Annotated in this window: 18 protein-coding genes; 15 read left to right on the top strand and 3 right to left on the bottom strand. The window is 73.2% G+C overall.

The window, feature by feature from the left end; all coding sequences use genetic code 11:
* Positions 1–67: 67 nt before the first annotated feature.
* Both CFP66_RS05555 and CFP66_RS05550 read right to left on the bottom strand, forming a co-directional pair.
* Positions 68–1264: a cation:proton antiporter gene (locus CFP66_RS05555; RefSeq protein WP_094920814.1), complete on the bottom strand. Its 1197-nt coding sequence runs from the start codon at positions 1262–1264 to the stop codon at positions 68–70.
* Between the two features lie 5 nt (positions 1265–1269).
* Positions 1270–1746: a cation:proton antiporter regulatory subunit gene (locus CFP66_RS05550; protein ID WP_094920812.1), complete on the bottom strand. Its 477-nt coding sequence runs from the start codon at positions 1744–1746 to the stop codon at positions 1270–1272.
* Positions 1747–1853: 107 nt separating this feature from the next.
* On the opposite strand from CFP66_RS05550, the gene metG reads away from it, so the two are divergent.
* From metG to rsmA, 4 genes are all read left to right on the top strand, one after another.
* Positions 1854–3647 (top strand): methionine--tRNA ligase, encoded by a 1794-nt coding sequence (gene metG, locus CFP66_RS05545; protein ID WP_094920811.1) that lies wholly within the window; start codon positions 1854–1856, stop codon positions 3645–3647.
* Between the two features lie 88 nt (positions 3648–3735).
* Positions 3736–4617, top strand: coding sequence for a TatD family hydrolase (locus CFP66_RS05540; protein WP_094920809.1), 882 nt, complete (start codon positions 3736–3738; stop codon positions 4615–4617).
* A 205-nt stretch (positions 4618–4822) separates the two neighbouring features.
* On the top strand, positions 4823–6985 hold the full coding sequence (locus CFP66_RS50140) for a transglycosylase family protein (protein ID WP_094920807.1): 2163 nt from the start codon (positions 4823–4825) through the stop codon (positions 6983–6985).
* A gap of 19 nt (positions 6986–7004) precedes the next feature.
* Positions 7005–7859, top strand: coding sequence for a 16S rRNA (adenine(1518)-N(6)/adenine(1519)-N(6))-dimethyltransferase RsmA (gene rsmA / locus CFP66_RS05530; RefSeq protein WP_233159156.1), 855 nt, complete (start codon positions 7005–7007; stop codon positions 7857–7859).
* Between the two features lie 31 nt (positions 7860–7890).
* Here the strand turns inward: rsmA and CFP66_RS05525 are convergent, their stop codons facing one another.
* The gene (locus CFP66_RS05525; RefSeq protein ID WP_158228032.1) at positions 7891–8727 is read right to left on the bottom strand and encodes a maleylpyruvate isomerase family mycothiol-dependent enzyme; all 837 of its coding nucleotides are present in this window, start codon (positions 8725–8727) and stop codon (positions 7891–7893) included.
* A gap of 372 nt (positions 8728–9099) precedes the next feature.
* Between CFP66_RS05525 and CFP66_RS05520 the strand changes: the two genes are divergently transcribed.
* The 11 genes from CFP66_RS05520 (at position 9100) to CFP66_RS05470 (ending at position 21381) form a co-directional block, all read left to right on the top strand.
* Positions 9100–9759 carry an ABC transporter permease gene (locus CFP66_RS05520; RefSeq protein ID WP_233159155.1) on the top strand — a complete coding sequence of 220 codons (660 nt, stop codon included), beginning with the start codon at positions 9100–9102 and terminating at the stop codon, positions 9757–9759.
* Positions 9756–10937 (top strand): ABC transporter ATP-binding protein, encoded by a 1182-nt coding sequence (locus tag CFP66_RS05515; RefSeq protein WP_094920803.1) that lies wholly within the window; start codon positions 9756–9758, stop codon positions 10935–10937. Before CFP66_RS05520 ends, CFP66_RS05515 begins: the two co-directional genes overlap by 4 nt.
* Complete coding sequence (locus tag CFP66_RS05510; protein WP_094920801.1) at positions 10934–11695, top strand: ABC transporter permease; 762 nt, start codon at positions 10934–10936, stop codon at positions 11693–11695. Before CFP66_RS05515 ends, CFP66_RS05510 begins: the two co-directional genes overlap by 4 nt.
* A 20-nt stretch (positions 11696–11715) precedes the next feature.
* Entirely contained in the window at positions 11716–12696 is a 981-nt protein-coding gene (locus CFP66_RS05505; RefSeq protein ID WP_094920799.1) for a glycine betaine ABC transporter substrate-binding protein, read from the top strand.
* Between the two features lie 438 nt (positions 12697–13134).
* Positions 13135–14106: a 4-(cytidine 5'-diphospho)-2-C-methyl-D-erythritol kinase gene (locus tag CFP66_RS05500; protein WP_094920798.1), complete on the top strand. Its 972-nt coding sequence runs from the start codon at positions 13135–13137 to the stop codon at positions 14104–14106.
* Positions 14106–15920, top strand: a complete 1815-nt coding sequence (locus tag CFP66_RS05495) for an ABC-F family ATP-binding cassette domain-containing protein (RefSeq protein ID WP_094921595.1) — start codon at positions 14106–14108, stop codon at positions 15918–15920. Before CFP66_RS05500 ends, CFP66_RS05495 begins: the two co-directional genes overlap by 1 nt.
* A 479-nt stretch (positions 15921–16399) precedes the next feature.
* A complete protein-coding gene (locus CFP66_RS05490) occupies positions 16400–17788 on the top strand; it encodes a HAMP domain-containing protein (RefSeq protein WP_143517122.1) in 1389 nt (462 codons plus the stop codon).
* On the top strand, positions 17785–18978 hold the full coding sequence (gene pgsB, locus CFP66_RS05485; protein ID WP_094920794.1) for a poly-gamma-glutamate synthase PgsB: 1194 nt from the start codon (positions 17785–17787) through the stop codon (positions 18976–18978). The genes CFP66_RS05490 and pgsB overlap by 4 nt, the downstream gene beginning before the upstream one ends.
* Positions 18978–19460 (top strand): poly-gamma-glutamate biosynthesis protein PgsC/CapC, encoded by a 483-nt coding sequence (locus CFP66_RS05480; RefSeq protein WP_094920793.1) that lies wholly within the window; start codon positions 18978–18980, stop codon positions 19458–19460. The genes pgsB and CFP66_RS05480 overlap by 1 nt, the downstream gene beginning before the upstream one ends.
* On the top strand, positions 19457–20485 hold the full coding sequence (locus tag CFP66_RS05475; RefSeq protein WP_094920791.1) for an NlpC/P60 family protein: 1029 nt from the start codon (positions 19457–19459) through the stop codon (positions 20483–20485). Before CFP66_RS05480 ends, CFP66_RS05475 begins: the two co-directional genes overlap by 4 nt.
* A complete protein-coding gene (locus CFP66_RS05470) occupies positions 20482–21381 on the top strand; it encodes a hypothetical protein (protein ID WP_094920789.1) in 900 nt (299 codons plus the stop codon). The genes CFP66_RS05475 and CFP66_RS05470 overlap by 4 nt, the downstream gene beginning before the upstream one ends.

Below are 21381 nucleotides of genomic sequence, written 5' to 3'. Positions count from 1 at the left end.
GCACCGGTAAGAGGAATGATCTCTGCGATGAGCGGTCCTGCCACTAGGCCGATCGGCGTAGTAGGTGTCAGTTGCCGGCGGACGGCGCGGGCGCCGCCGACGGGCGCCGGGTGCGGACCCAGTGTGCGGCCGGCTCGACGAGACGCGCAGCCACCGGTCCGATCACGGCCATCAGGAGCACGTAGGTGGTGGCGAGGGCGGCCAACCGGGCGTCCACGGCGGTGAAGCCGACGGCCAGCCCGGCGATGACGATCGAGAACTCGCCCCGGGCGATGAGCGCCGCGCCCGCCCGGGCCCTGCCGAGGGGGCCGATGCCGACCTGGCGTGCGGCGAACCACCCGGTGGCCAGCTTGGTGAGCGTCGTGACCATGGCGAGGACGACGGCCCACCCGAGCACCGGCGGGATCGACGCCGGGTCGGTGTTGAGGCCGAACACCACGAAGAACACGGCGGCGAAGAGGTCGCGCAGCGGTTCGAGCAGCTTCGTGGCGTTCTCGGCCGTCGACCCCGAGATCGCGATCCCCAGCAGGAACGCCCCGACGGCGGCCGACACCTGCATCGCCGAGGCGAAACCCGCCACGAGCAGGGCGAGCCCGAGCACCTTGAGCAGGAACACCTCGCGGTCGGGGGAGTCCACGACGGCCGAGACGAACCGCCCGTACCGCAGGGCCACGACGAGCACCACGACGAGCACCGCGACCGAGATGCCCACCGCCGTGAGACCGCCGACCAGCGTGACGCCGACCAGGACGGCGGTGAGGATCGGCAGGTAGAGCGCCATCACGAGGTCCTCGAACACGAGGATCGACAGCACGACCGGGGTCTCGCGGTTGCCGAGCCGGCCGAGGTCGCCCAGGACCTTGGCGATGATCCCGGACGAGGAGATGTAGGTGACGCCGCCCATCACGAGCGCGCCGACCGGGCCCCAGCCGAGGATCAGCGCCACCGCCGCGCCGGGGGCGGCGTTGAGCACGATGTCGAGGATCCCGGCCGTCCACGAGCGGCGCATGCCGCTGATCAGCTCCGTGGCGGAGTACTCCAGGCCGAGCAGCAGGAGCAGCAGGACGACGCCGACCTCGCCGGCCAGGGCGGTGAAACCCTCGATGCCGTGCAGCGGGACGACCCCACCGGTGCCGAAGAACAGGCCGCCGAGCAGGTAGAGCGGGATGGGGGACAGGCCGATCCGCCCGGCGAGGCGGCCGAGCAGGCCCAGCCCGAAGAAGACGGCCCCGAGTTCGATCAACTCAAGCGCGGTTTCGTCCACGCGGGTCAGCCGCGCTTGAGGATCTTGACAGCGTTGTCGAGCCCCTCCGACGTTCCGACGGTGACCATGAGGTCGCCCGCGGTCAGGGTGAAGTCCGGCGTGGGGCTCGCGTGCACCTGGCCCGCGCGCATCACGGCGACGACGGAGACGCCGGTACGGGTGCGCAACGCGGTGTCCCCGAGCGTGCGACCGTCGAACGGGGTGCCGACGGCGAGCTGGCGGGTATGGATACCGGGTAGATCTCGGTGCTCCTCGGTGAGTTGCGCGACGAGCTGCGGGGCGCCCAGCAGGTTCGCCAGCGCCCCCGCCTCGTCGGCGGTGAGCGGCAATTCGGCGAGACAGGCGTCCGGATCGTCCGATTTCGACACGATCAGGTCGATCTTCCCGTCACGGTGGGTGACGACTCCGATGCGTCGGCCGTTACGCAGCCCGAAGTCCTTGCGCACACCGATCCCCGGCAGGGGCGTGACCTCCACGTTCACGTTCGCCCACGGTAGTCGATGCAACGCAGCCGTCCACGGGAGGCGGCTGCGCCACCGTACGAGCGGGCCGCGAAATCCCGCTGCGGCCCGGGCATAGGCTGGGGTGCATGAGCTCCCACGTGCTGACCGCCGTGGCCTGGCCTTACGCCAACGGCCCGCGGCACATCGGCCACGTCTCCGGCATCGGCGTGCCCTCCGACGTGTTCTCCCGCTACCAGCGGATGGTGGGCAACCGGGTGCTCATGGTCTCGGGCAGCGACGAGCACGGCACCCCGATCCTGGTGCAGGCCGAGAAGGAGGGCCTCACCCCGCAGCAGACCGCGGACAAGTACCACCGGGTGATCTCGGAGGACCTGCGCGGCCTCGGCGTCACCTACGACCTCTACACGCGCACCACCAGCGGCAACCACGCCGAGGTCACGCAGCAGATCTTCCTGGCCCTGCACCGCAACGGGTACGTGGTGCCGAGGACCACCACGGGGGCGATCAGCCCGTCCACCGGCCGCACCCTGCCCGACCGCTACGTCGAGGGCACCTGCCCGATCTGCGGCTACGACGGCGCGCGCGGCGACCAGTGCGACAACTGCGGCAACCAGCTCGACGCGGCCGACCTCATCAACCCGCGGTCGCGGATCAACGGCGAGGTGCCGAAGTTCGTCGAGACCGAGCACCTGTTCCTCGACCTGCCCGCGTTCACCGAGTCGCTCGGCAAGTGGCTGTCCACCAAGACCGGCTGGCGGCCCAACGTCCTCAACTTCACGCGCAACCTCGTCGACGACATGCGCCCCCGGCCGATCACCCGGGACCTCGACTGGGGGGTCCGGATCCCCCTCGACGGATGGCGCGACCAGCCGCTCAAGAAGTTCTACGTCTGGTTCGACGCGGTGATCGGCTATTTCTCGGCGAGCGTCGAGTGGGCGCGGCGCTCCGGCGACGCCGACGCGTGGAAGGCGTGGTGGAACGACCCCGACGCCGAGCACGTCTACTTCATGGGCAAGGACAACATCACCTTCCACGCCCAGATCTGGCCGGCGCTGCTGCTCGGGCACAACGGTCAGGGTGACCACGGCGGCGAGCCGGGGCCCTACGGGGCGCTGGACCTGCCCACGGAGATCGCCTCGAGCGAGTTCCTCACGATGAGCGGGTCGAAGTTCTCCACCTCCCGCGGCACCGTGATCTACCTGCACGACTTCCTGCGCGAGTTCGGCGCGGACAGCCTGCGGTACTTCATCTCCGCCGCGGGCCCGGAGACGCAGGACGTCGACTTCACGTGGGACGAGTTCATCCGCCGCGTGAACTTCGAGCTGGCCAACGAGTGGGGCAACCTCGTCAACCGCGCGATCTCGATGGCGCACAAGAACAACGGGGCGGTCCCGGCGCCCACCCGGCCCGCGGCCGCCGACGCCGAGCTGCTGGCGCTGTCCAAGGCCGCGTTCGGCACCGTCGGCGCGCACGTGGCGCGCTCGCGCTTCCGTGCGGGCCTCGCGGAGGCGATGAAGGTCGTCTCGGCCGCCAACCGGTACCTGTCCGACCAGGAGCCGTGGAAGCTGAAGGGCGACCCGGAGCGGCGCGACGCCGTCCTGCACACGGCACTGCAGGTCGTGCAGGACGCCAACACGCTGCTCACGCCGTTCCTGCCGCACTCGGCGCAGAAGGTGCACGAGGCGTTGGGCGGCACCGGGGTGTGGGCGTCGCAGCCGGAGCTGCACGACGTGCCCGACCTGGACGTCCCGGGCCGGATCAACCCGATCCTCACCGGCGACTACACCCGCGAGCAGGCGCGCTGGGAGTCCACGCCGATCGCGGTGGGCCGGCCCCTGGCGAAGCCGAGCCCCATCTTCAAGAAGCTGGACCCGGAACTGGGGGAGACGGGCCCGGACTGGGCCCCGATCGCGAAGTGATCCGCATCCGTGGCAACGAACGGCACTCTCGTCGGCTAGGTAGCAACGAAAGTGCCGTTCGTTCGCGGCGGAGCCCCGCGGAGGGGTCATGACGTCGCACGGGCGGCGCGCGGCGCCGCCTCCGCCTGAGCCCCTGGGTGCTTCCACCGTCGACTCGCACACCCATCTCGACGCGTGCGGGTGCGTCTCGGCTGCTGACGTCCGTGCTGCGCTCGACCGCGCCGCAGCGGTGGGGGTCACGCGCGTCGTCACCGTCGCCGACGACCTGCCCTCGGCCCGCTGGGTGGTGCGGGCGGCGCACTGGGACGAGCGCGTCGTCGCCGCCGTCGCGCTGCACCCCACGCGCACCGCCGCGCTCACCGCCGACGACCACGCCGAGATCGAGCGTCTCGCAGGCGACCCGCGCGTCGTCGCGGTGGGGGAGACCGGCCTGGACTACTACTGGGACCACTCGCCACCGGAGGCGCAGCAGGCGGCGTTCCGGTGGCACATCGACCTCGCGAAGCGGCTCGGCAAGCCGCTGATGATCCACGACCGCGACGCCCACGACGACGTGCTGCGGATGCTCCGCGAGGAGGGCCCGCCCGACACCGTGGTGTTCCACTGCTTCTCCGGCGACGCCGCGATGGCACGCGAGTGCGCGTACGCCGGCTACGTGCTCTCGTTCGCAGGCCCGGTCACGTTCCGCAACGCCCGCGAATTGCAGGAGGCGGCCGTCGTCGTGCCGGAGGACCAGTTGCTCGTCGAGACCGATGCGCCGTTCCTCACGCCGCACCCCCACCGCGGACGCGCCAACGAGCCGTACTGCCTGCCCTGGACCGTGCGAGGCCTCGCCGACCTGCGCGGGGTGTCCGAGGAGCGGCTGGCGGACTGTGCGGGACGCAACGCCGAGCGGGTCTTCCGACTCGGTGAACTGCCGCCCGCCGTGGAGGCCCCCGCGCCGGGCGCGGACCGGGTGCGTTCGGCGTAGCGGGCGGGCCGCTCGGCGCTGGCGCGGTGTCGAGGTTGGCACGGAGCGCTCACGGTCCGTTACGGTTCCGTGATCGCAAGCCGGGGTGGGGAACGCTCCCCAGCAGAACGGTCACGGTGGTCCGGGGTGCTCCCCTGATCATCGCCTCCGGGCCACCGTGACCGTGATTCCTCCCCTGCCCGGACCGACGACGTCTGGAAGCGGTGTGGTCGACGTCCCAACGCGCGCCCGGCATCGCCCCGCGGCCCGCGCCCGCCTCCCCTGGGCGGCACCGCCGAGCACCGACGTGGAGACGGTCGACGACCCGTACGCCGACTGGTACGCGGGCGGTGACCCGGAGGCGCCCGCGGCGCCCGCCACGTCCGCGATCGAGGTCGTCCCGCCCGCCTCTCCGGCGCCGCGGACCACCCGCTCCCCGGACGCCGCAGCCGACGCCCCGCGCCCCACCCCGCGGCCCGCGCGGTCGTCGACCGCCACCGGGCAGTCCCGGCCGATCGTGTCGCGCCTGGGCGCGGCCGGCGACGCCGACGACGCGTCCGCCGACCCGGAGACCGGGCAGCTGCCGCGGGTCGCCGCCGACGACGCCACCGGCCCGCTGCCCCGCATCGACGGGTGGCAGCCCGCACCCGCTGCCGAGCGCACCGGCGGGCACGCCGCCGCCCAGGCCGCCCCGACCGTCGCGCGCACCGGCGGCTACCCGCGACCCGCCCAGGCCGCCCCGGCCCTCGAGCGGACCGGCGGCCACGCGCGACCTGCCGCCACGGAGGTGACCGGCCCGCAGCCCGCGATCGTCACGCCGGTGAGCACCGGGCGGCAGCCCGCGGTGGAACGCACCGGCTCGCACCGTCGCGACTCCGAGCGGGTCGAGCGGAGCGCGGCAGCCGCCCCCGAGCGCACCGGTGGGTTCGTCGCCGCGAGCACGGCCACCGGCGTCGCCGCCGCGCCCGCCCGCCCGGTGGACGACGCGGAGACCGGGCCGATGCCGCGGATCGACGACGACACGTTCACGCACCCCTTCGGCACGCTCACCGCGCCGGTCGGGCACGTGGCGGCAGCGGCCGCCCCGCCGGCCCCGGCCCCCGCCCCGCCGCAGAGTCCCGTCCCGCCGCAGAGCCCCGCCGCGCCGGAGGACCAGCCCGCGGAACCGGCCCCCGCCGCCTTCGTCACCCCGGCCCCCGCTGCCCCGGCCCCGGCTGCGGCGCCGCAGGCCCCGCGCCGGTCCCGCCGGGACCGGCGGGCCGCCGAGGAGCCCCCGCCGCGGCGCAGGGGCCTGCAGATCACCGTGATCGTCGTGGTGCTCGCGATGCTCGGCGGTGCCGCGAGCGCACTCGCGGCCGACAAGACGATCACCGTGACGGTGGACGGCCAGGAACGCGTCGTGCACACGTTCGGGGCCGACGTCGCCTCCGCGCTCCAGTCCACGGGGATCGAGGTGACCCCGCAGGACCGCGTCGAACCCGCGCTGCCCACCGAACTGGCCGACGGCGACGAGGTCATCTTCAGCCACGCCCGGCCGCTGACGCTCGTCGAGGGCAGCTCGCAGCGCGAGTTGTGGACCACGGCGACGTCGGTGGGCGAGGCACTGCAGATCCTCGACGTGGCGGCGACCCCGATCCAGATGTCCGAGGCCCCGGAGACGGCCATCCCGCTCGAAGGGCTGTCGCTCGAGTTGCGGGTGCCGCGCACCGTCACCTTCGCCGACGGCACTGCCGCTCCCACGCCGATCACCACGACGTCGGGCACGGTGGGTGGCCTGCTCGCCGAGCAGGGCATCGAGCTCGGGATCGACGACGTGGCGGTCCCCTCGGACGACACGCCGCTCACCGAGGGCCTCGCGGTGCACGTGGTGCGCAACGGCGTCGGCGAGGTGGTCGAGGTGCGGCCGATCCCGCCGCCGGAGCAGATCATCGAGGACCCGGACCTGGCCCGCGACAAGCGGGAGGTCGAGGAGCCGGGCAAGGCCGGCGAGCAGACCGCCATCATGCGCGTGTACGTCCAGAACGGCCAGGAGGTACGCCGCGAGCAGGTCCGGGCCGGCAGCATGACGCCCCCGGAGCCGCGCGTGGTGCGCCTGGGCACCAACGACGAGCTCGCACGGGCGCCCGCTGTCGCCGACGGTGCCGTGTGGGACCGGCTCGTGCAGTGCGAGGCCACCGGCAACTGGTCGATCAACACCGGCAACGGCTACTACGGCGGTCTCCAGTTCGACGCCGGCACCTGGCGCGCCTACGGCGGCACGGACTACGCCCCGCTGCCCCACCAGGCAAGCCGCGAGGAGCAGATCGCCGTGGCGTCGAAGGTGCGGGACGACCGCGGCGGGTACGGCGCGTGGCCGGCGTGCTCGAGCCGCCTCGGCCTGCCTCGTTGAGCCACGGCAAGCTTGCGGGGTGACGGACGACGGTGGATCGCGGCTGCTGGGCCCCGCGGAGGTGCGGGCACTGGCCGCGGAGCTGGACGTGCGCCCGACGAAGCGGCTCGGGCAGAACTTCGTGCACGACCCGAACACCGTGCGGCGCATCGTCCGGGCGGCCGAGCTCGAGCCCGACGATGTGGCCGTGGAGGTCGGGCCCGGCCTCGGATCGCTGACCCTGGCCCTGCTGCCCGCCGTCCGGGCGGTGCACGCCGTGGAGATCGACCCGGTGCTCGCGGCCCGGCTCCCGGCCACCGCGGCCGACCGGGCCCCCGGCCTCGCCGCACGGCTCAGCGTGATCGCCACCGACGCGCTGCGACTGCGCGCGGCCGACCTGCCCGCCCCCGAGCCCACGGCGCTCGTCGCGAACCTGCCCTACAACGTCGGCGTGCCGGTCGTGCTGCACCTGCTGGCGGAGCTGCCACGGCTGCGCCGCGGTCTGGTGATGGTGCAGGCGGAGGTGGCCGAGCGGCTGGCCGCGGCGCCGGGCAGCCGGGCGTACGGGGTGCCCAGCGCGAAGCTGGCCTGGTTCGCCACCGCACGCCGTGCCGGCCCGGTGCCGCGAGCGGTGTTCTGGCCGGTCCCGAACGTCGACTCGGGCCTGCTCGCCTTCACCCGCCGCGACCCGCCGCCCGGCGACCGGGTGGCGGTGTTCCGGCTGATCGACGCCGCCTTCGCGCAGCGCCGCAAGGCCCTCCGCTCGGGGCTCGCCGGATGGGCGGGCTCGCCTGCCGCGGCCGAGGAGGCGCTGCACGCGGCCGGAATCGACCCGATGGCCCGTGCGGAGACGTTAAGCGTCGAGGACTTCGCGCGCCTGGCCGCGGTTCGCTGATCGGTGGCACCCGGCCGGGGCCGACCCCGGATCAGCGGATGATGGACACGATCTGCATGGCCGCCGCGGCGAGTGCCTCGTCGCCCGAGACCGTCACCGAGCGCCGCGCCTCGGCAGGCTCGACCATCCGCACGCACAGCCGCCACAGCGGCTCCGGCCCGGGGAAGGCGAGGAGCGTCCCGGGCGTGCCGGGGTTCTGCGCCCAGCGCCAGCGCTGCCCGTCGCAACGCCACGTCCACCGCCCGCCCGCCGCGCCGTCGACGGTGATGTCCAGGGTCTCGCCGTCGGGGCGCGGATGCGCGGACAGGGTGTGCGGGACGGCTCGCAGGAACGTGTCGAGCACCGTGTGCACCACTGCGGGGTCCCCGGGATCCGGGCGGCCGATGGCGTCGCGGATCTGCTGCTGGTGCACCCAGTACTCCGTGAAGTCACGGGCGAGGTCCAGCCACACCGGTGCGGGGTCCGGGCCCGCCCACGACACCGCTTTGGTCAGCACACCCGGATCGAGCCCGCCCCACATCGCGAGGACCTGGGGTGAGGTCAGCGCGAGCAGGTCGGTCAGTACGCGCGGACTCGTGCGCTGCGTGACCTGCACCCACTCGTCGTTGATCCGGTGGACGAACGACGTCAGCGCCTCACCGGCGCGTGGGCCCGGCCCGCTGTGCCCGTCCCGGGTGCGGGACAACCGGTTGAGGTCGTCCCCGATCATGTGCGCCACCACGTCCCGGACCCGCCAGGGCGCCGCGGCGGTCGGACGATCCCACTCGTCCGCGTCGAGGCCCCGCACGAGGTCCAGGAGCACCGCGCGGTCGCGGGTGAACGCCTCGAGAGCGTCGATCTGCGGTCCGAACCTCGCGAGCGTCTCCACCCGGCCGATCGAATCATCCCGTCCCCGGCACCGCACCCGGGTTCGGAGCGCAGCGCCTGCTGCACCGCAACCCCGACACGCAGGCGGAACCGCTGCTCCGGCAGGCCGGCGCCACGGACGACGAGCTGAACCGCTACCGGGAGCTCATGCTCGACCACGCGGGTTGATGCCTCGCGCGCGGTGTCGTCAGCGCGCGGCCGTACTCGAGGTCGTGCCGGGTCAGGCGGCGGGTTCCTGTGACGTCGGCCGCATCACCGCAGGTCTCGACTGTGTTGCCGCTCGGACACTCCGGTTGTGCCCCCGGCGAGCCCGTGTCAGAGTCGCCGGACCATTCGATCAGGAGGTGGTCGTGCAGGAGTCCCACCGCGTCGCATGCCGGGTCGTGGCGTGAACTTCTTCGACTACCTCTCCTCCCGCTGGGACAACCTCCTCGAGCTGGGCATCGAGCACGCGCTCGTCACGATCACGGCCGTGCTCGTCGCCACCGTCGTCGGGGTGGGGCTCGGCACGGCCACGTACGCGCGGCCGCGGTGGCGCCAGGCCGTCGTCGCCACCACATCGGTGTTCCTGACCATCCCGTCGCTCGCGCTGTTCGGGCTGTTCATCAACGTCTTCGGCATCGGCACGACGTCCGTCGTCGTCGCGCTGGTGATGTACTCGCTGCTGCCCATCGTGGCGAACACGGTCGTGGGGCTGCGCGAGGTGGACCCGGCGGTCGTCGAGTCCGCGCAGGGCATGGGCATGGGGCGCCGGCAGCGACTGCTGCGGATCGAGCTGCCGCTCGCGTGGCCGGTGATCCTCACCGGGATGCGCGTCTCGACCTTGATCACGCTCGGCATCACGGCGATCGGGGCCTACATCCAGGGCCCCGGGCTCGGCAACGACATCTTCGCCGGCCTGTCCCGGCTGAGCAGCCCGAACGCGATGAACCTCGTGCTGGGAGGCACCCTCGGCGTGGTGGTCCTCGCCGTGCTGTTCGACCTGCTCTACGTCCTGCTCCACCGACTGACGACTTCGCGGGGGATCCGATGAGCCGGACGAAGATCCGCCTCGAGCACCTCACCAAACGCTTCCCGGGGCAGCGGCAGCCTGCCGTGGACGATCTGACGCTGGAGATCCCCGAGGGCGAGATCGTGATCTTCGTCGGCCCGTCCGGGTGTGGCAAGACCACGACGATGAAGCTCATCAACCGCCTGATCGAGCCGACGTCGGGCCGGATCTTCCTCGACGAGGAGGACGTCACGCGCGTCGACGCGGACCGGCTGCGGCGCCGCATCGGCTACGTCATCCAGCAGATCGGGCTGTTCCCGCACCAGACGATCGCGGACAACATCGCCACCGTGCCGCGCCTGCTCAAGTGGGACAAGAAGCGGATCACGAACCGGGTGGACGAGCTGATCGAGACGGTCGGGATGGACCCCGCGACCTACCGCGACCGCTACCCCAAGCAGCTGTCCGGCGGCCAGCGCCAGCGCATCGGCGTCGCGCGGGCGATGAGCGCCGACCCGGACGTCATGCTGATGGACGAGCCCTTCGGCGCGATCGACCCGATCACCCGCGACCGCCTGCAGAACGAGTTCCTCCGGCTCCAGTCGGAGATCAAGAAGACGATCGTCTTCGTCACGCACGACATCGACGAGGCCATCAAGATGGGCGACCGGATCGCGATCCTGCGCGAGGGCTCGCACGTCGCGCAGTACGACACCCCCGAGCGGATCCTGGTCGACCCGGCCGACGACTTCGTCGCCGACTTCATCGGCCGCGGCGCCTCGCTCAAGCGCCTGTCGCTGTCGCGGGTGCGCGACATCGAGCTGGGGCAGTGGCCCACCGTCGACGAGGGCGCCGACCCGGGCGACGCGCGCCGCACGCTGCTGGCGAGTGACCGCGGGTGCCTGCTGGTGCTCGACGACCGGCGCAGGCCGCGCAGCTGGGTCGGCGCGGAGCACCTGGGGCGGACGGGCGGTCACCGGCTCTCGGAGATGGGGCTGCCGGTGGCCGTCGTGACGCCGCACGCCACGTTGAGCGACACCCTGAACGAGATGATCACCGCGCGCTACAGCACCGCCGTCGTCGTCGACGAGTCCGGCGCCTACGCGGGCGTCGTCGACATCGACACGATCAACGAGGCCATCCGCGGGATGCGGACCGGCGAACGCAGCGCCGCGCGGAACCGGCTGGAGGCCGGCGCGCAGCCGGAACCCGCGCCATGACGATCGCGTTCGCGGAGGAGGTCGAGCACGAGCGCAGGCGCTCGGTCGCCGGCTACCTCGTCACGCCTGCGGTGCTGGTCGGGGTGCTCGTCGCGCTGGCCGTGTACGTCAACAGCCGGACGCTCGACAGCATCGAGGAACGGCGCGTCAACCTCGCCTTCATCCTCCCCGCGGCGCTGGAGCACGTCACGCTCACCGTCGTCTCCACGGCGTTCGTCCTCGTCATCGCGATCCCGGTGGGGATCCTGCTGACGCGCCCGTTCGCACGGCGGCTCACCGGGCCGGCCGTGGCGGTGTTCAACATCGGACAGGCGGTGCCCTCGATCGGCCTGCTCGTGCTGCTCGCCATCGTGTGGGGCATCGGGTTCTGGCCCGCCGTGGTGGCGCTGGTGGCCTACTCCGCGCTCCCGGTGCTGCGCAACACCATGATCGGGTTGCAGCAGGTGGACCCCGCGGTCGTCGAGTCCGGCCGCGGGATGGGCATGAGCCGCACCGGTGTGCTCGCGCGCATCGAGCTGCCGCTCGCGGTGCCGGTGATCCTCACGGGCCTGCGCACGGCGCTCGTGATCAACGTCGGCACCGCAACGCTCGTCGCGCTCACCGACGCCGGAGGGCTCGGCGCGATCATCATCACCGGCCTGGTCCAGAACCGGCCGCTCGTCACGATCGTCGGCAGCGTGCTCGTCGCGGTGCTCGCGCTGTTCATCGACTACCTGGGCCGCGTCGCCGAGGACGTGCTCCGGCCCAAGGGCCTCTAGACCGATCTGAAGGAGAAGCCATGCACCACCCGAGAAGGGCCGTCCGGCTCCTGGCCGGCTTGGCCGTCGCGGCGCTGACGGTCACGGCGTGCGGTGGCGGCGAGGGCGGCGGTGGCGGCGCCGGTGGCGGCGAGGGATCGCTGTCGGCGATCGACCTCTCCGGCGCCTCGTTCACGGTCGGCTCGAAGGAGTTCACCGAGCAGATCGTGCTGGGCCAGATCGCGGTGCAGGCGCTGGAGGCCACCGGCGCCGACGTCGGGAACCTGGTGACGATCACCGGCAGCACGAACGTGCGCACCGCGCTCACCGCGGGCGAGATCGACATGTACTGGGAGTACACCGGCACCGGCTGGACCACGCACTTCCAGCGGGAGCCGCAGTCGGCCCCGGAGGGGGACGAGGCGCTGTACCAGGCCGTCGCCGAGGAGGACCGGAAGAACGGCATCGCCTGGCTGGCAGCGGCCCCGCTCGACAACACCTACGCCGTCGCGACCGCCGAGGGCCGGGACCAGGAGCTGGGTGTGCGCACCCTGAGCGAGTACGCGGCCCTGGTCAGCCGGGATCCGGCGCAGGCGCGGATGTGCGCCGCAGCCGAGTTCCTCACCCGCGACGACGGCTGGCCCGGCCTCGAGCAGGCCTACGGCTTCGACCTGCCGGCCGACGGGATCGCGGAGCTGGAGCTGTCGCTGATCCCGCAGCAGACCGCCACGGGTGAGAACTGCAACTTCGGCGAGGTCACCGCCACCGACGGCGCCGTCGCGGCGAACAACCTGGTGCTGCTGGAGGACGACAAGCAGTTCTTCGTGCCCTACAACGCCGCGATGACCGTGCGGCAGGAGGTGCTGGACGCGAACCCGCGCCTGGCCGAGGTGTTCGACCCCATCGCCGCGACGCTCACCACCGAGCTGGTGCGCGGGCTCAACGAGCGCGTGGACGTGGGTGGCGAGCTCCCGGAGGAGGTCGCGGAGCAGTTCCTGCAGGAGAACGGCTTCACCGGGTAGTGCTGCGGCCGCAGGCCGTGCTCGGCGGCGTGTGATCGGTGCGAGTCGCGCGTCATGGTCTTGCGGCCGCGCTCGCGTACTTCTCGCAGGCCGGCATGGCCGCCCCTGCGTTCCGCGGAACGCACTTTTCACGATCAGATAGACCTGAGGGCGCTCCGGGAAAGATCCAAAAACCCTCACGTCTCTATGGTCGTGAAACACCTGTGGGCGCGCCGTCCCCGGCTCGCAGCCACTGCCCGGCCCGCGGAGGCCGGATGGTGATCGCTGCGAGAAGTACCTGACGTCGCCGCGACAGCACCCACGCACTGCTCGGATCGATCACCAGGCCCAGATCACTCCGAGAAGTACGCCACTGTCGCGCCGACCGCTCCCAGGTACTGATCAGACCGATCACCAGGGCGTCGGCACGGCGGGCGCCGACGCACGTACTGTTGAACGGTGCTCGCCGCCGTCCCACCACCGGTCACCGTGCGCGTGCCCGCCAAGATCAACCTGCATCTCGCCGTCGGGCCGCTGCGCGGCGACGGCTACCACGACCTGGTCACCGTGTTCCACGCGGTGAGCCTGTTCGACGAGGTGTCGGTCGAGGTGAGCGACGCTCCCGGCATCGAGGTGCACGGCGAGGGTGTCTCGGAGGTGCCCGCCGACGAGACGAACCTCGCCTGGCGCGCCGTGCAGCTGCTCTCCGAGCGCGCCGACCGTGATCCGGACGTCCGGCTCGTGCTGCGCAAGGGCATCCCGGTGTCCGGCGGTATGGCCGGTGGCAGCGCCGACGCCGCCGCGGCGCTCGTGGGTCTCTCCGCCCTGTGGAAGCTCGACCTGGGCCGCGACGAGCTGTCGGTGCTGGCCGCCGAACTGGGCAGCGACGTCACGTTCGCGCTCTACGGTGGCACCGCCGTCGGCACCGGGCGCGGCGAGCAGATCGTCCCGGTGCTGTCGCGCCACCCCCACCACTGGGTGATCGCGCTGCACCGCGGCGGCCTGTCCACCCCGCAGGTCTTCCGGGAGCTCGACCGGTTGCGCGGCGACAACCCGCCCGGTGAACGGCCGGTGGAACCGGTGCTCGAGGCGCTCGGCGGTGGTGACCCGCGTCAACTCGCCCTCAACCTCGGCAACGACCTGCAGGCCGCTGCCGTGAGCATGGCGCCCGACCTGCGTCGCACCCTGCGCGCGGGGGTGGGCGCGGGCGCGCTGGCCGGCCTGGTGTCGGGCTCCGGGCCCACGTGCGCGTTCCTGTGCGCCGATTCCGAGGCCGCCATGGACGTGGCCGCCGAGCTGGCCGGCGTGGGCGTCTGCCGCACGGTGCGGGTGGCGCACGGCCCGGTACCGGGCGCGCGGGTGATCGATCAGCACGAACCCCCGGGCCTCACACCCGGCCCGCCCACCTCGTGGCCCCCGGTGCGTGCCTGATGGCGCCCCGCACCGGACAGAACCTCGTCAACCTCGAGGCCGTCACCGCGCACGTACCGGGCGACGCCTCGCGCGTGCTGCTCGACGCCGTCTCGCTCGGGGTGGAGCGCGGCGAGCGGATCGGCGTCGTCGGGCTCAACGGTGGCGGCAAGACCACGCTGCTCGACATCATCACCGGCATCCGGCCACCGAACGGTGGCCGGGTCAGCCGGATCGGCGGGCTGAACCTCGCGCACCTGGTCCAGGGCGACGCCCTGCCGGCGGGTGCCCGCGTGCGCGACGTCGTACTGGCCCAGTGGGCGGGTGCGGCCGACCACGAGTGGGCCGGTGACGCGAAGGTCCGCGACGTCCTCGACGGGCTGGGCATCGGCGACCTCGACCGCGGCGTGGAGGGATTGTCCGGCGGCGAGAAGCGCCGCGTCGCGCTGGCCGCCGCCCTCGTCGGCGACCCGGACCTCGTGGTGCTCGACGAGCCCACCAACCACCTGGACGTCGAGGGCATCACCTGGCTGGCCGGTCACCTGATCGCCCGGCGCTGCGGGGTCGTGGTCGTCACCCACGACCGCTGGTTCCTCGACGCGGTCTGCACGCGCACCTGGGAGGTGTCGAACGGGCGGGTGGAGAGCTACCTCGGCGGTTACGCCGACTGGGTCTACGCCCGCGCCGAGCGCGCCCGCCAGTCCGACGCGGCCGAGGCGCGCCGGCAGAACCTGGCCCGCAAGGAGCTGGCGTGGCTGCGCCGCGGCGCGCCCGCGCGCACGTCGAAGCCGCGGTTCCGGATCGAGGCCGCGGAGGCCCTGATCGCCGACGTGCCGCCGCCGCGCAACACCGTGGAGCTGCTCGGCTTCGCCACCAACCGGCTCGGGCGCACCGTGCTGGAACTGGAGGACGCCACCGCCGTCGTCGCGGGGCGCACGCTGCTCGACCGGGTGACGTGGCGGATCGGGCCGGGGGACCGGATCGGGATCGTCGGGGTCAACGGGTCGGGCAAGACCACGCTGCTGCGCACGCTCACCGGTGAGCGTGCGCTCGACGGCGGGCGGCTGGTGCGGGGCAGCACCGTGCAGCTCGCGGAGCTCACCCAGGAGCTCGTGGACCTACCCAAGGACATGCGGGTACTGGAGGCCACGGAGCAGGTCGCCAAGTTCGTGCGCCTGGGCAAGCTGGAGCTGACGGCGTCCTCGGTGCTGGAGCGGCTGGGCTTCCCGGCGGCGCGGCAGTGGACGCCGGTCGGCGACCTGTCCGGTGGCGAACGCCGGCGGCTGCAGCTCACCCGGCTGCTGATGGCCGAGCCGAACGTCCTGCTGCTCGACGAGCCCACCAACGACCTCGACGTCGACACCCTCGCCCGGCTGGAGGACCTGCTCGACGGCTGGCCGGGCACGCTCGTCGTCGTCAGCCACGACCGGTACCTCGTGGAGCGCGCGTGCGACACCGTCGTCGCGCTGCTCGGCGACGGCAAGGTCACGCACCTGCCCGGCGGCATCGACGAGTACCTGCAGCGCCGCGCCGCCGCGCACGGCACCGTCAACGGCCTCAGCGCGGCACCGGCGAGCCCGGCGCAGACCACCTCGCCCGCAAGGCCTGCCATGAGCGCGGCCGAGCAGCGGGCTGCGCGCAAGGACGCCGCTCGCCTGGAGCGGCGGATGGAGACGCTGACCGCCAAGGAGGAGCGGCTGCACGCGCAGCTGGCCGAGGCCGCCACCGACCCCACTCGCCTGCTGGAGCTCGACCGCGAGCTCAAGGCCGTGGTGACCGAGCGCGAGAGCGTCGAACTGGACTGGCTGGCGGCCGCGGAGCTCGCCGAGTCCTAGTGTCCCCCGCCGGAAGTCCGCCGAGTAATTCGGCGGCCCAGCTCCACGCTGCGCGCACCGGTCGACGACCCGAGTACACCCGGTACGAGGCCCGCCGCCCGGCACGCGCAGCGAGAACCTGGATCCACCGACTTACCCAACGGACTTCCGGCGGGGGACACCAGCGGGTCCGGGCGCTCGCTCAGGTGGTGTACATCACGGGTTGATCGCGGTGCGTCACGGTGAACACGAGCGGGTGAGTCGGATTCGCCTGCCGTTCGCCGACTCCCCGACTCCCGGTCGTCGAACAGTGACCTGACACTGCGACATTCGGGGTACACCGTCACGCTATCGTGACTCCTCGGACCTGTGCTCGTGACATGACGGGGCCAGTAGAGCGCGCGGATCCCCAGCCGCGTGACCACCGGCAGCCCCAGGAACCGTTCGAAGGGACACGCTCGTTGAGCACGCCCGGCTCCCCGCCGACGATCCCTCTCCCGATGAGGAGGACCTCCGCCCCGCAGATCCCGCCCTTCCCGCAGCCCCGGTTCGCGGGTGGCGTGAACACCGGCCCGCTCGCGGCGCTCACCGCGCTGCTGGCGGGTGTGGTCGCGCTGCTCGCCGTGGCGGTGAGCGGCGACGGGCGGTGGCCGGACTGGCGACTCGCCGCCGTCCTCGTGGGGGTGGCGGTGCTCAGCCACGTCCTGCTCTGGGCCGGGCTCGTGGCGCCGGTCCGGCGGTTCGGCGACGCGATGGCGCGGATGGTCACCGAGGATCGTGCCGACGTGGTGCCGCGCTCCCGGGCCGGTGAGCTCGACCGGATCGCCCTCGCCTTGTACCGCTTCCACCGGATCCGCCCCGGGCGCCGCAGGCTCCGGTCCCGACGCCACGTCTCGTTGGCCGTCGCGCCGTGCCTCGCGGCCGTCCTCGTCCTGGGGTGGGCGATCCCGGCCGCGGCCGCCACCGTCGGCGGCGTCGCCCCGCAGGCCGACCTCGTCGCACGCGAAGCGGGTGCGGGTGCGGGGGCACGGGCCCAGGAGTTGGGCGCCGCGCTGCGCGACGGGCTCACCGTCCTGGAACGCGCTGCCGATCCGCCCACCGGCGCCGCCGTCGCCGACCCCGCTACGACGGCCGCACAGGCCCTCGAGGCGGAGGCGCTGTTCCGGTCCGTCTCGGTCGTCGACGCCTCCGGGCAGCCCGTCGCCACCGCGGGACGCCCGCCCGCCGCCCCGCTGGACGCCGTGGGTCAGGAGTCGCGGGTCGTGCAGGCCAACACCAGCGGCGCCGAGCCGCTGGTGGTGGCCTCGACCCCCATGTGGGACGGCGAGAGCAGGCTCGTCGCCGAGTTCGACCCCCGTGGGCTCAACAACGTGCTCCGTGCCGACGGCGTGCACACCCGGGTGATCGACGCGCAGCAGGCCACGGTCCTCGACACGGCCGGATACACCGCGTTCGCCCCGCTGAACGACCCGGCGCTGAGCACGATCGCCGCCACCGCGTCCACCGGCGCACCCGCCATCGCCACGCCGGAAGGTGAGCGGGTCGCCGCCGCCGCGCGCGTGGGCGCCCCCGGCTCGGCCATCGACGTGGGCTGGGTGCTGATCGAGGACCAGGACGTCGCCGCCGCCGCGTTCGCGGGGGACGACAGCAGGCGCGCCGCCCTCGTCGTGATCGTGGTGAGCGCGAGCCTCGCGCTGGCGGCGCTGGGGTGGACCGCGGTCACCGTCGTCACCCCGGCCCGCCGGCTGGTCCGGCACGTGGAGGCGCTGGCGGCCGGGAACCCGGTGCCGCCGCTGGCCGCGCAGCGCCTCGACGAGATCGGCACGGCCGTGGCGGCCACCAACCGGTTCGCGGCGGCGCGGGCCCGGCCGGGTGCGGTGATCGCATGACGTTCCTGTTCGGCGTGTACGTCGCCGGCTGCCTGATCCTGCTGGTGGCCGGCCTCGTGGAGCAGCGCAGCCACCACCGCCGCCTGGAGTCGATCCCGGAGCGCATCGTGGTGAACGGCATCCGGGGCAAGAGCTCGATCACCCGGTTGTGCGCGGGCGCCTTGCGCGGCGGTGGCCTGCGGACGGTCGGGAAGACCACCGGCACGGCCGCCCGCTTCGTCTTCCCCGACGGCACCGAGGAACCGATCCACCGCAAGTTCGGGCTGGCCAACATCGTCGAGCAGATCGGCATCATCAAGCGCGCGGCCACCTGGCGGCCGGACGCACTGGTCATCGAGTGTATGGCGGTGCTGCCGGAGCTGCAGGAGATCAACGAGCGGAAGCTGGTGCGCTCCACGATCTGCGTGATCTGCAACGTGCGGGAGGACCACCTCGACGAGATGGGCCCCACGCTGGACGACGTGGCCCGCTCGCTGTCGCGTTCGATGCCGGTGGGCGGGATCTGCGTCACCGCGGAGCGCGACCGGCTGCACATCCTGCAGGAGGAAGCCGACCGGCGGAACTGCCGGCTCGTCGCCGTCGATCCTGAGTCGGTCCGGGACGACGAGATGGAACGCTTCCGCTGGATCACGTTCAAGGAGAACGTGGCCGTCGCGCTCGCCGTCGCGCACCTGTGCGGCGTCGGTCGCGGGGAGGCGATGGCCGGGATGGTGGCGGCTCGCCCCGACCCCGGCACGGTCGCCGTCGACACCTACGCCACCCCGCGGGGCCGGATCGCCTTCGCCAACATCTTCGCCGCCAACGACCCCGAGTCCACGTTCATGAACATCGAGCTGCTGCGCAGCCGCGGCATGATCTCCGCGCCGCTGACGATGGTGGTGAACTGCCGCCCCGACCGGGTCGAGCGCAACGGGCAGATGGGCGAGCTGTCCGGGCGGGTCCGCCCGGACCGGATCGTGCTCATCGGGGAGCAGACCCACACGGCGCGCAGCCGGGTGCCGCGCGAGCTGGCCGACCGGGTCGTCGACCTCGGGGGCGCCCTCGACCTGGCCGCGTTCCTCGAGGCGGTGGCGATCGGTCCCGCGGGGATCGGCTCCGTCGTGGCGGTCGGCAACATCCACGGGCAGGGTGAGGTGCTCCTCTCCCGCATGCACGGCCTGCCGCCCGCCGTCCCGGTCGGAGTGGGTTGATGCTCGCGGGCACGCTCGCGCCGCAGGCAGCCACCATCGCGCTGGCGATCGGGCTGCTGTTCGCACTCGTCTGCTACCTCACCACCAACCTCTCGCCCGGCGGCATGATCACGCCGGGCTGGCTGGCGCTGACGCTGGTGGAGGACGCCATGAAGGTGGCGGTGATCGCCGGCGTCACGGTGGTCGCCTACCTCGCCATCCGCGGGCTGCAGCGGGTGGTGATCCTCTACGGCAAGCGGCTGTTCGCCGCCGTGATGATGCTCTCGGTCCTGCTCTCGACCGGCCTCTTCCTGCTGGTGCAGCGGGATTACCCGCTGCTCTTCGCGCACGAGACGCTCGGCTTCGTCATCCCGGGGCTGGTGGCCTACCAGCTGGTGCGGCAGCCGCCGCTGGCCACCGTGCTGGCCACGTCGGCCGTGAGCCTCGCGAGCTACGGCGTGCTGGCCAGCGGCCTGGTGCTCGGGGCGGTGTCCGCCCTGTGACCCGGCGCTCGGCGCTCACCGCCCGTCGGGCCGCGATGGGCGGGCTCGCCATGGTCGTGGGCATCAGCGGCATCGTGGTCGGCGCGGTGCGCGAAGAGGCCGTCGTGCCGGCCACGGCCGTCGCGGCGCCGCCGTCCCGCACCGCCGCGAGCGACATGCGTTTCCTGCGCCGGGACGAGCCCGCGCGCACCACCGTGGTGGACGCGTCGGGCAGGGTGCTCGCGACGTTCACCGACGGGTCGCGCACCGTCACCCTGGACGGACCGGAGCGCACCTTCGCCGAGCCGCAGTTCGGCGGGGCACCCGTGACCACCCGCGTCTGGGTGCGGTTGCTCCCCGACGAGTGGCAGGCGGGTGCCGAGAACGCGCCGTGGTTCCGATCGTGGTTCCAGCAGAACCTGAGCAGTGCCCAGCCCGACGTGCTCACCATGGCTACCCAGTACCTGGACGGCGCGCCGGAGGAACGCAATCCCGAGGGAGTGCGCATCCGGGGCGACGCGCACTACGGCCCGGCCGCGCCGGAGGGCGCCCCGCCCGTGGAGAACTCCGACTTCCTCGACTACCTCGGCATCCCGTGGACCTTCGAGGACGGCGCCGTGGGCGAGCCGGATCCCAACCACTACGGGGCCGCGGACTGCTCGGGTTTCATCCGGCTCGTGTACGGCTACCGGGCCGGCTACCCCCTGCGCGGTGACAACGAGCGCGGCGAGGGGCTCCCGCGCCGCGCCCGTGCGATGGTGGAGGTCGGGCCCGGCACGGTCCTGCTGCCCGACACCGGTACGCCCCCGTCGAACCTGGGGATGCTGCAGGCGGGCGACCTGCTCTTCTTCGATCTCGACGGGGCGCCCGACCAGCGGATCGACCACTCGGCGATCTACCTCGGCCGCGACGAGACGGGGCAGCACCGGTTCCTCTCGAGCCGCGTGCGTGCCGACGGACCGACGCTCGGCGACCTCGGCGGCCCCTCCCTGCTCGACGGCGGCGGGCACTACGCCCGCTCGTTCCGGGTGGCGAAGCGGCTGTGACGCGTACGCCGACCCGGACCCGTGCCGCCGTCGCCGTACTCGTGGTGCTCTCGCTCGTCGCGGTGGCGGCGCTGGTTGCGACACTCGCCCCCCGTGAAGAGGACGGCCCCTTGCTGGAACAGCACGTGCGTGACTTCACCGGGCAGCTCCTGCCGAGCGGGCCCTACCGCCCGCCCGACCGGGCGGAGCGCGAGGCCGTCGTGGGGGCTGTCGCCGCGCTGCTCGGCGCGGGTGAGGCGGGGGGCGACCCGGCCCGCCGCGCGATGGAGGACGCGGGGTTCACGGTCGGGGTCTCGGCGAACGCCACGGGGGACGAGTTCCTCGTGGCGCGCAGCGACCCGGACTCGGAGCGGTCCTGGGGGCTGCTCGCTCTCCCGCTCGACAAGGAACCCCGGCTGCTGATCGAGGTACCGCACCCGAACGCGGACTACGGCACCGAAGAGGTCGGGTTGGCCGTGCTCGCGGCCCGACCGGACGCGATCTACCTGCAGGCCGGCGCGCACCGCAGGGCGGCGGACGAGCGGGCCGACGTGGCGCACGAGGTCGATTCGCTGTTCCACGCGCTCGCCGTGGACCTGAGCGTCCGCTTGCGGCTCCCGCAGCTGCAGTTGCACGGCTTCGGCGAGCGGGACGACCTCGACGACGACGTCGTGCTGGGTGGCGGCCCGGAGGAGCCCGCGCCCGCGGTGCGTGACCTTGCCGACCGGCTGGAGGAGGCCGACCTGTCGGTCTGCCGGGCGTGGTCGCAGCGCTGCCGCGGGCTCGAGGGCACGACGAACGTGCAGGGCCACGCCGCGTCCCTGTTCGGCCTGCCGTTCGCGCACGTCGAGATGAGTGCCGACCTGCGCAAGCGGCCCGAGGACGCGGCTGCGGCGCTGGCGAGCCTGGCCGGCTGA

It is taken from the genome of Pseudonocardia sp. MH-G8, from assembly GCF_002262885.1.
In the GTDB taxonomy this organism is placed as follows: domain Bacteria; phylum Actinomycetota; class Actinomycetes; order Mycobacteriales; family Pseudonocardiaceae; genus Pseudonocardia.
Note: the sequence above shows the minus strand (reverse complement) of the source record. Positions and strands in the feature narration are given on the sequence as shown.

Excerpts from the sequence above, each read along its gene's own strand:
- metG (WP_094920811.1), top strand. The coding sequence starts at position 1,854 with ATGAGCTCCCACGTGCTGACCGCCGTGGCCTGGCCTTACGCCAACGGC.
- CFP66_RS05540 (WP_094920809.1), top strand. The coding sequence starts at position 3,736 with ATGACGTCGCACGGGCGGCGCGCGGCGCCGCCTCCGCCTGAGCCCCTG.
- CFP66_RS05520 (WP_233159155.1), top strand. The coding sequence starts at position 9,100 with ATGCCGGGTCGTGGCGTGAACTTCTTCGACTACCTCTCCTCCCGCTGG.
- CFP66_RS05515 (WP_094920803.1), top strand. The coding sequence starts at position 9,756 with ATGAGCCGGACGAAGATCCGCCTCGAGCACCTCACCAAACGCTTCCCG.
- CFP66_RS05510 (WP_094920801.1), top strand. The coding sequence starts at position 10,934 with ATGACGATCGCGTTCGCGGAGGAGGTCGAGCACGAGCGCAGGCGCTCG.
- CFP66_RS05505 (WP_094920799.1), top strand. The coding sequence starts at position 11,716 with ATGCACCACCCGAGAAGGGCCGTCCGGCTCCTGGCCGGCTTGGCCGTC.
- CFP66_RS05495 (WP_094921595.1), top strand. The coding sequence starts at position 14,106 with ATGGCGCCCCGCACCGGACAGAACCTCGTCAACCTCGAGGCCGTCACC.
- CFP66_RS05490 (WP_143517122.1), top strand. The coding sequence starts at position 16,400 with ATGAGGAGGACCTCCGCCCCGCAGATCCCGCCCTTCCCGCAGCCCCGG.
- pgsB (WP_094920794.1), top strand. The coding sequence starts at position 17,785 with ATGACGTTCCTGTTCGGCGTGTACGTCGCCGGCTGCCTGATCCTGCTG.
- CFP66_RS05480 (WP_094920793.1), top strand. The coding sequence starts at position 18,978 with ATGCTCGCGGGCACGCTCGCGCCGCAGGCAGCCACCATCGCGCTGGCG.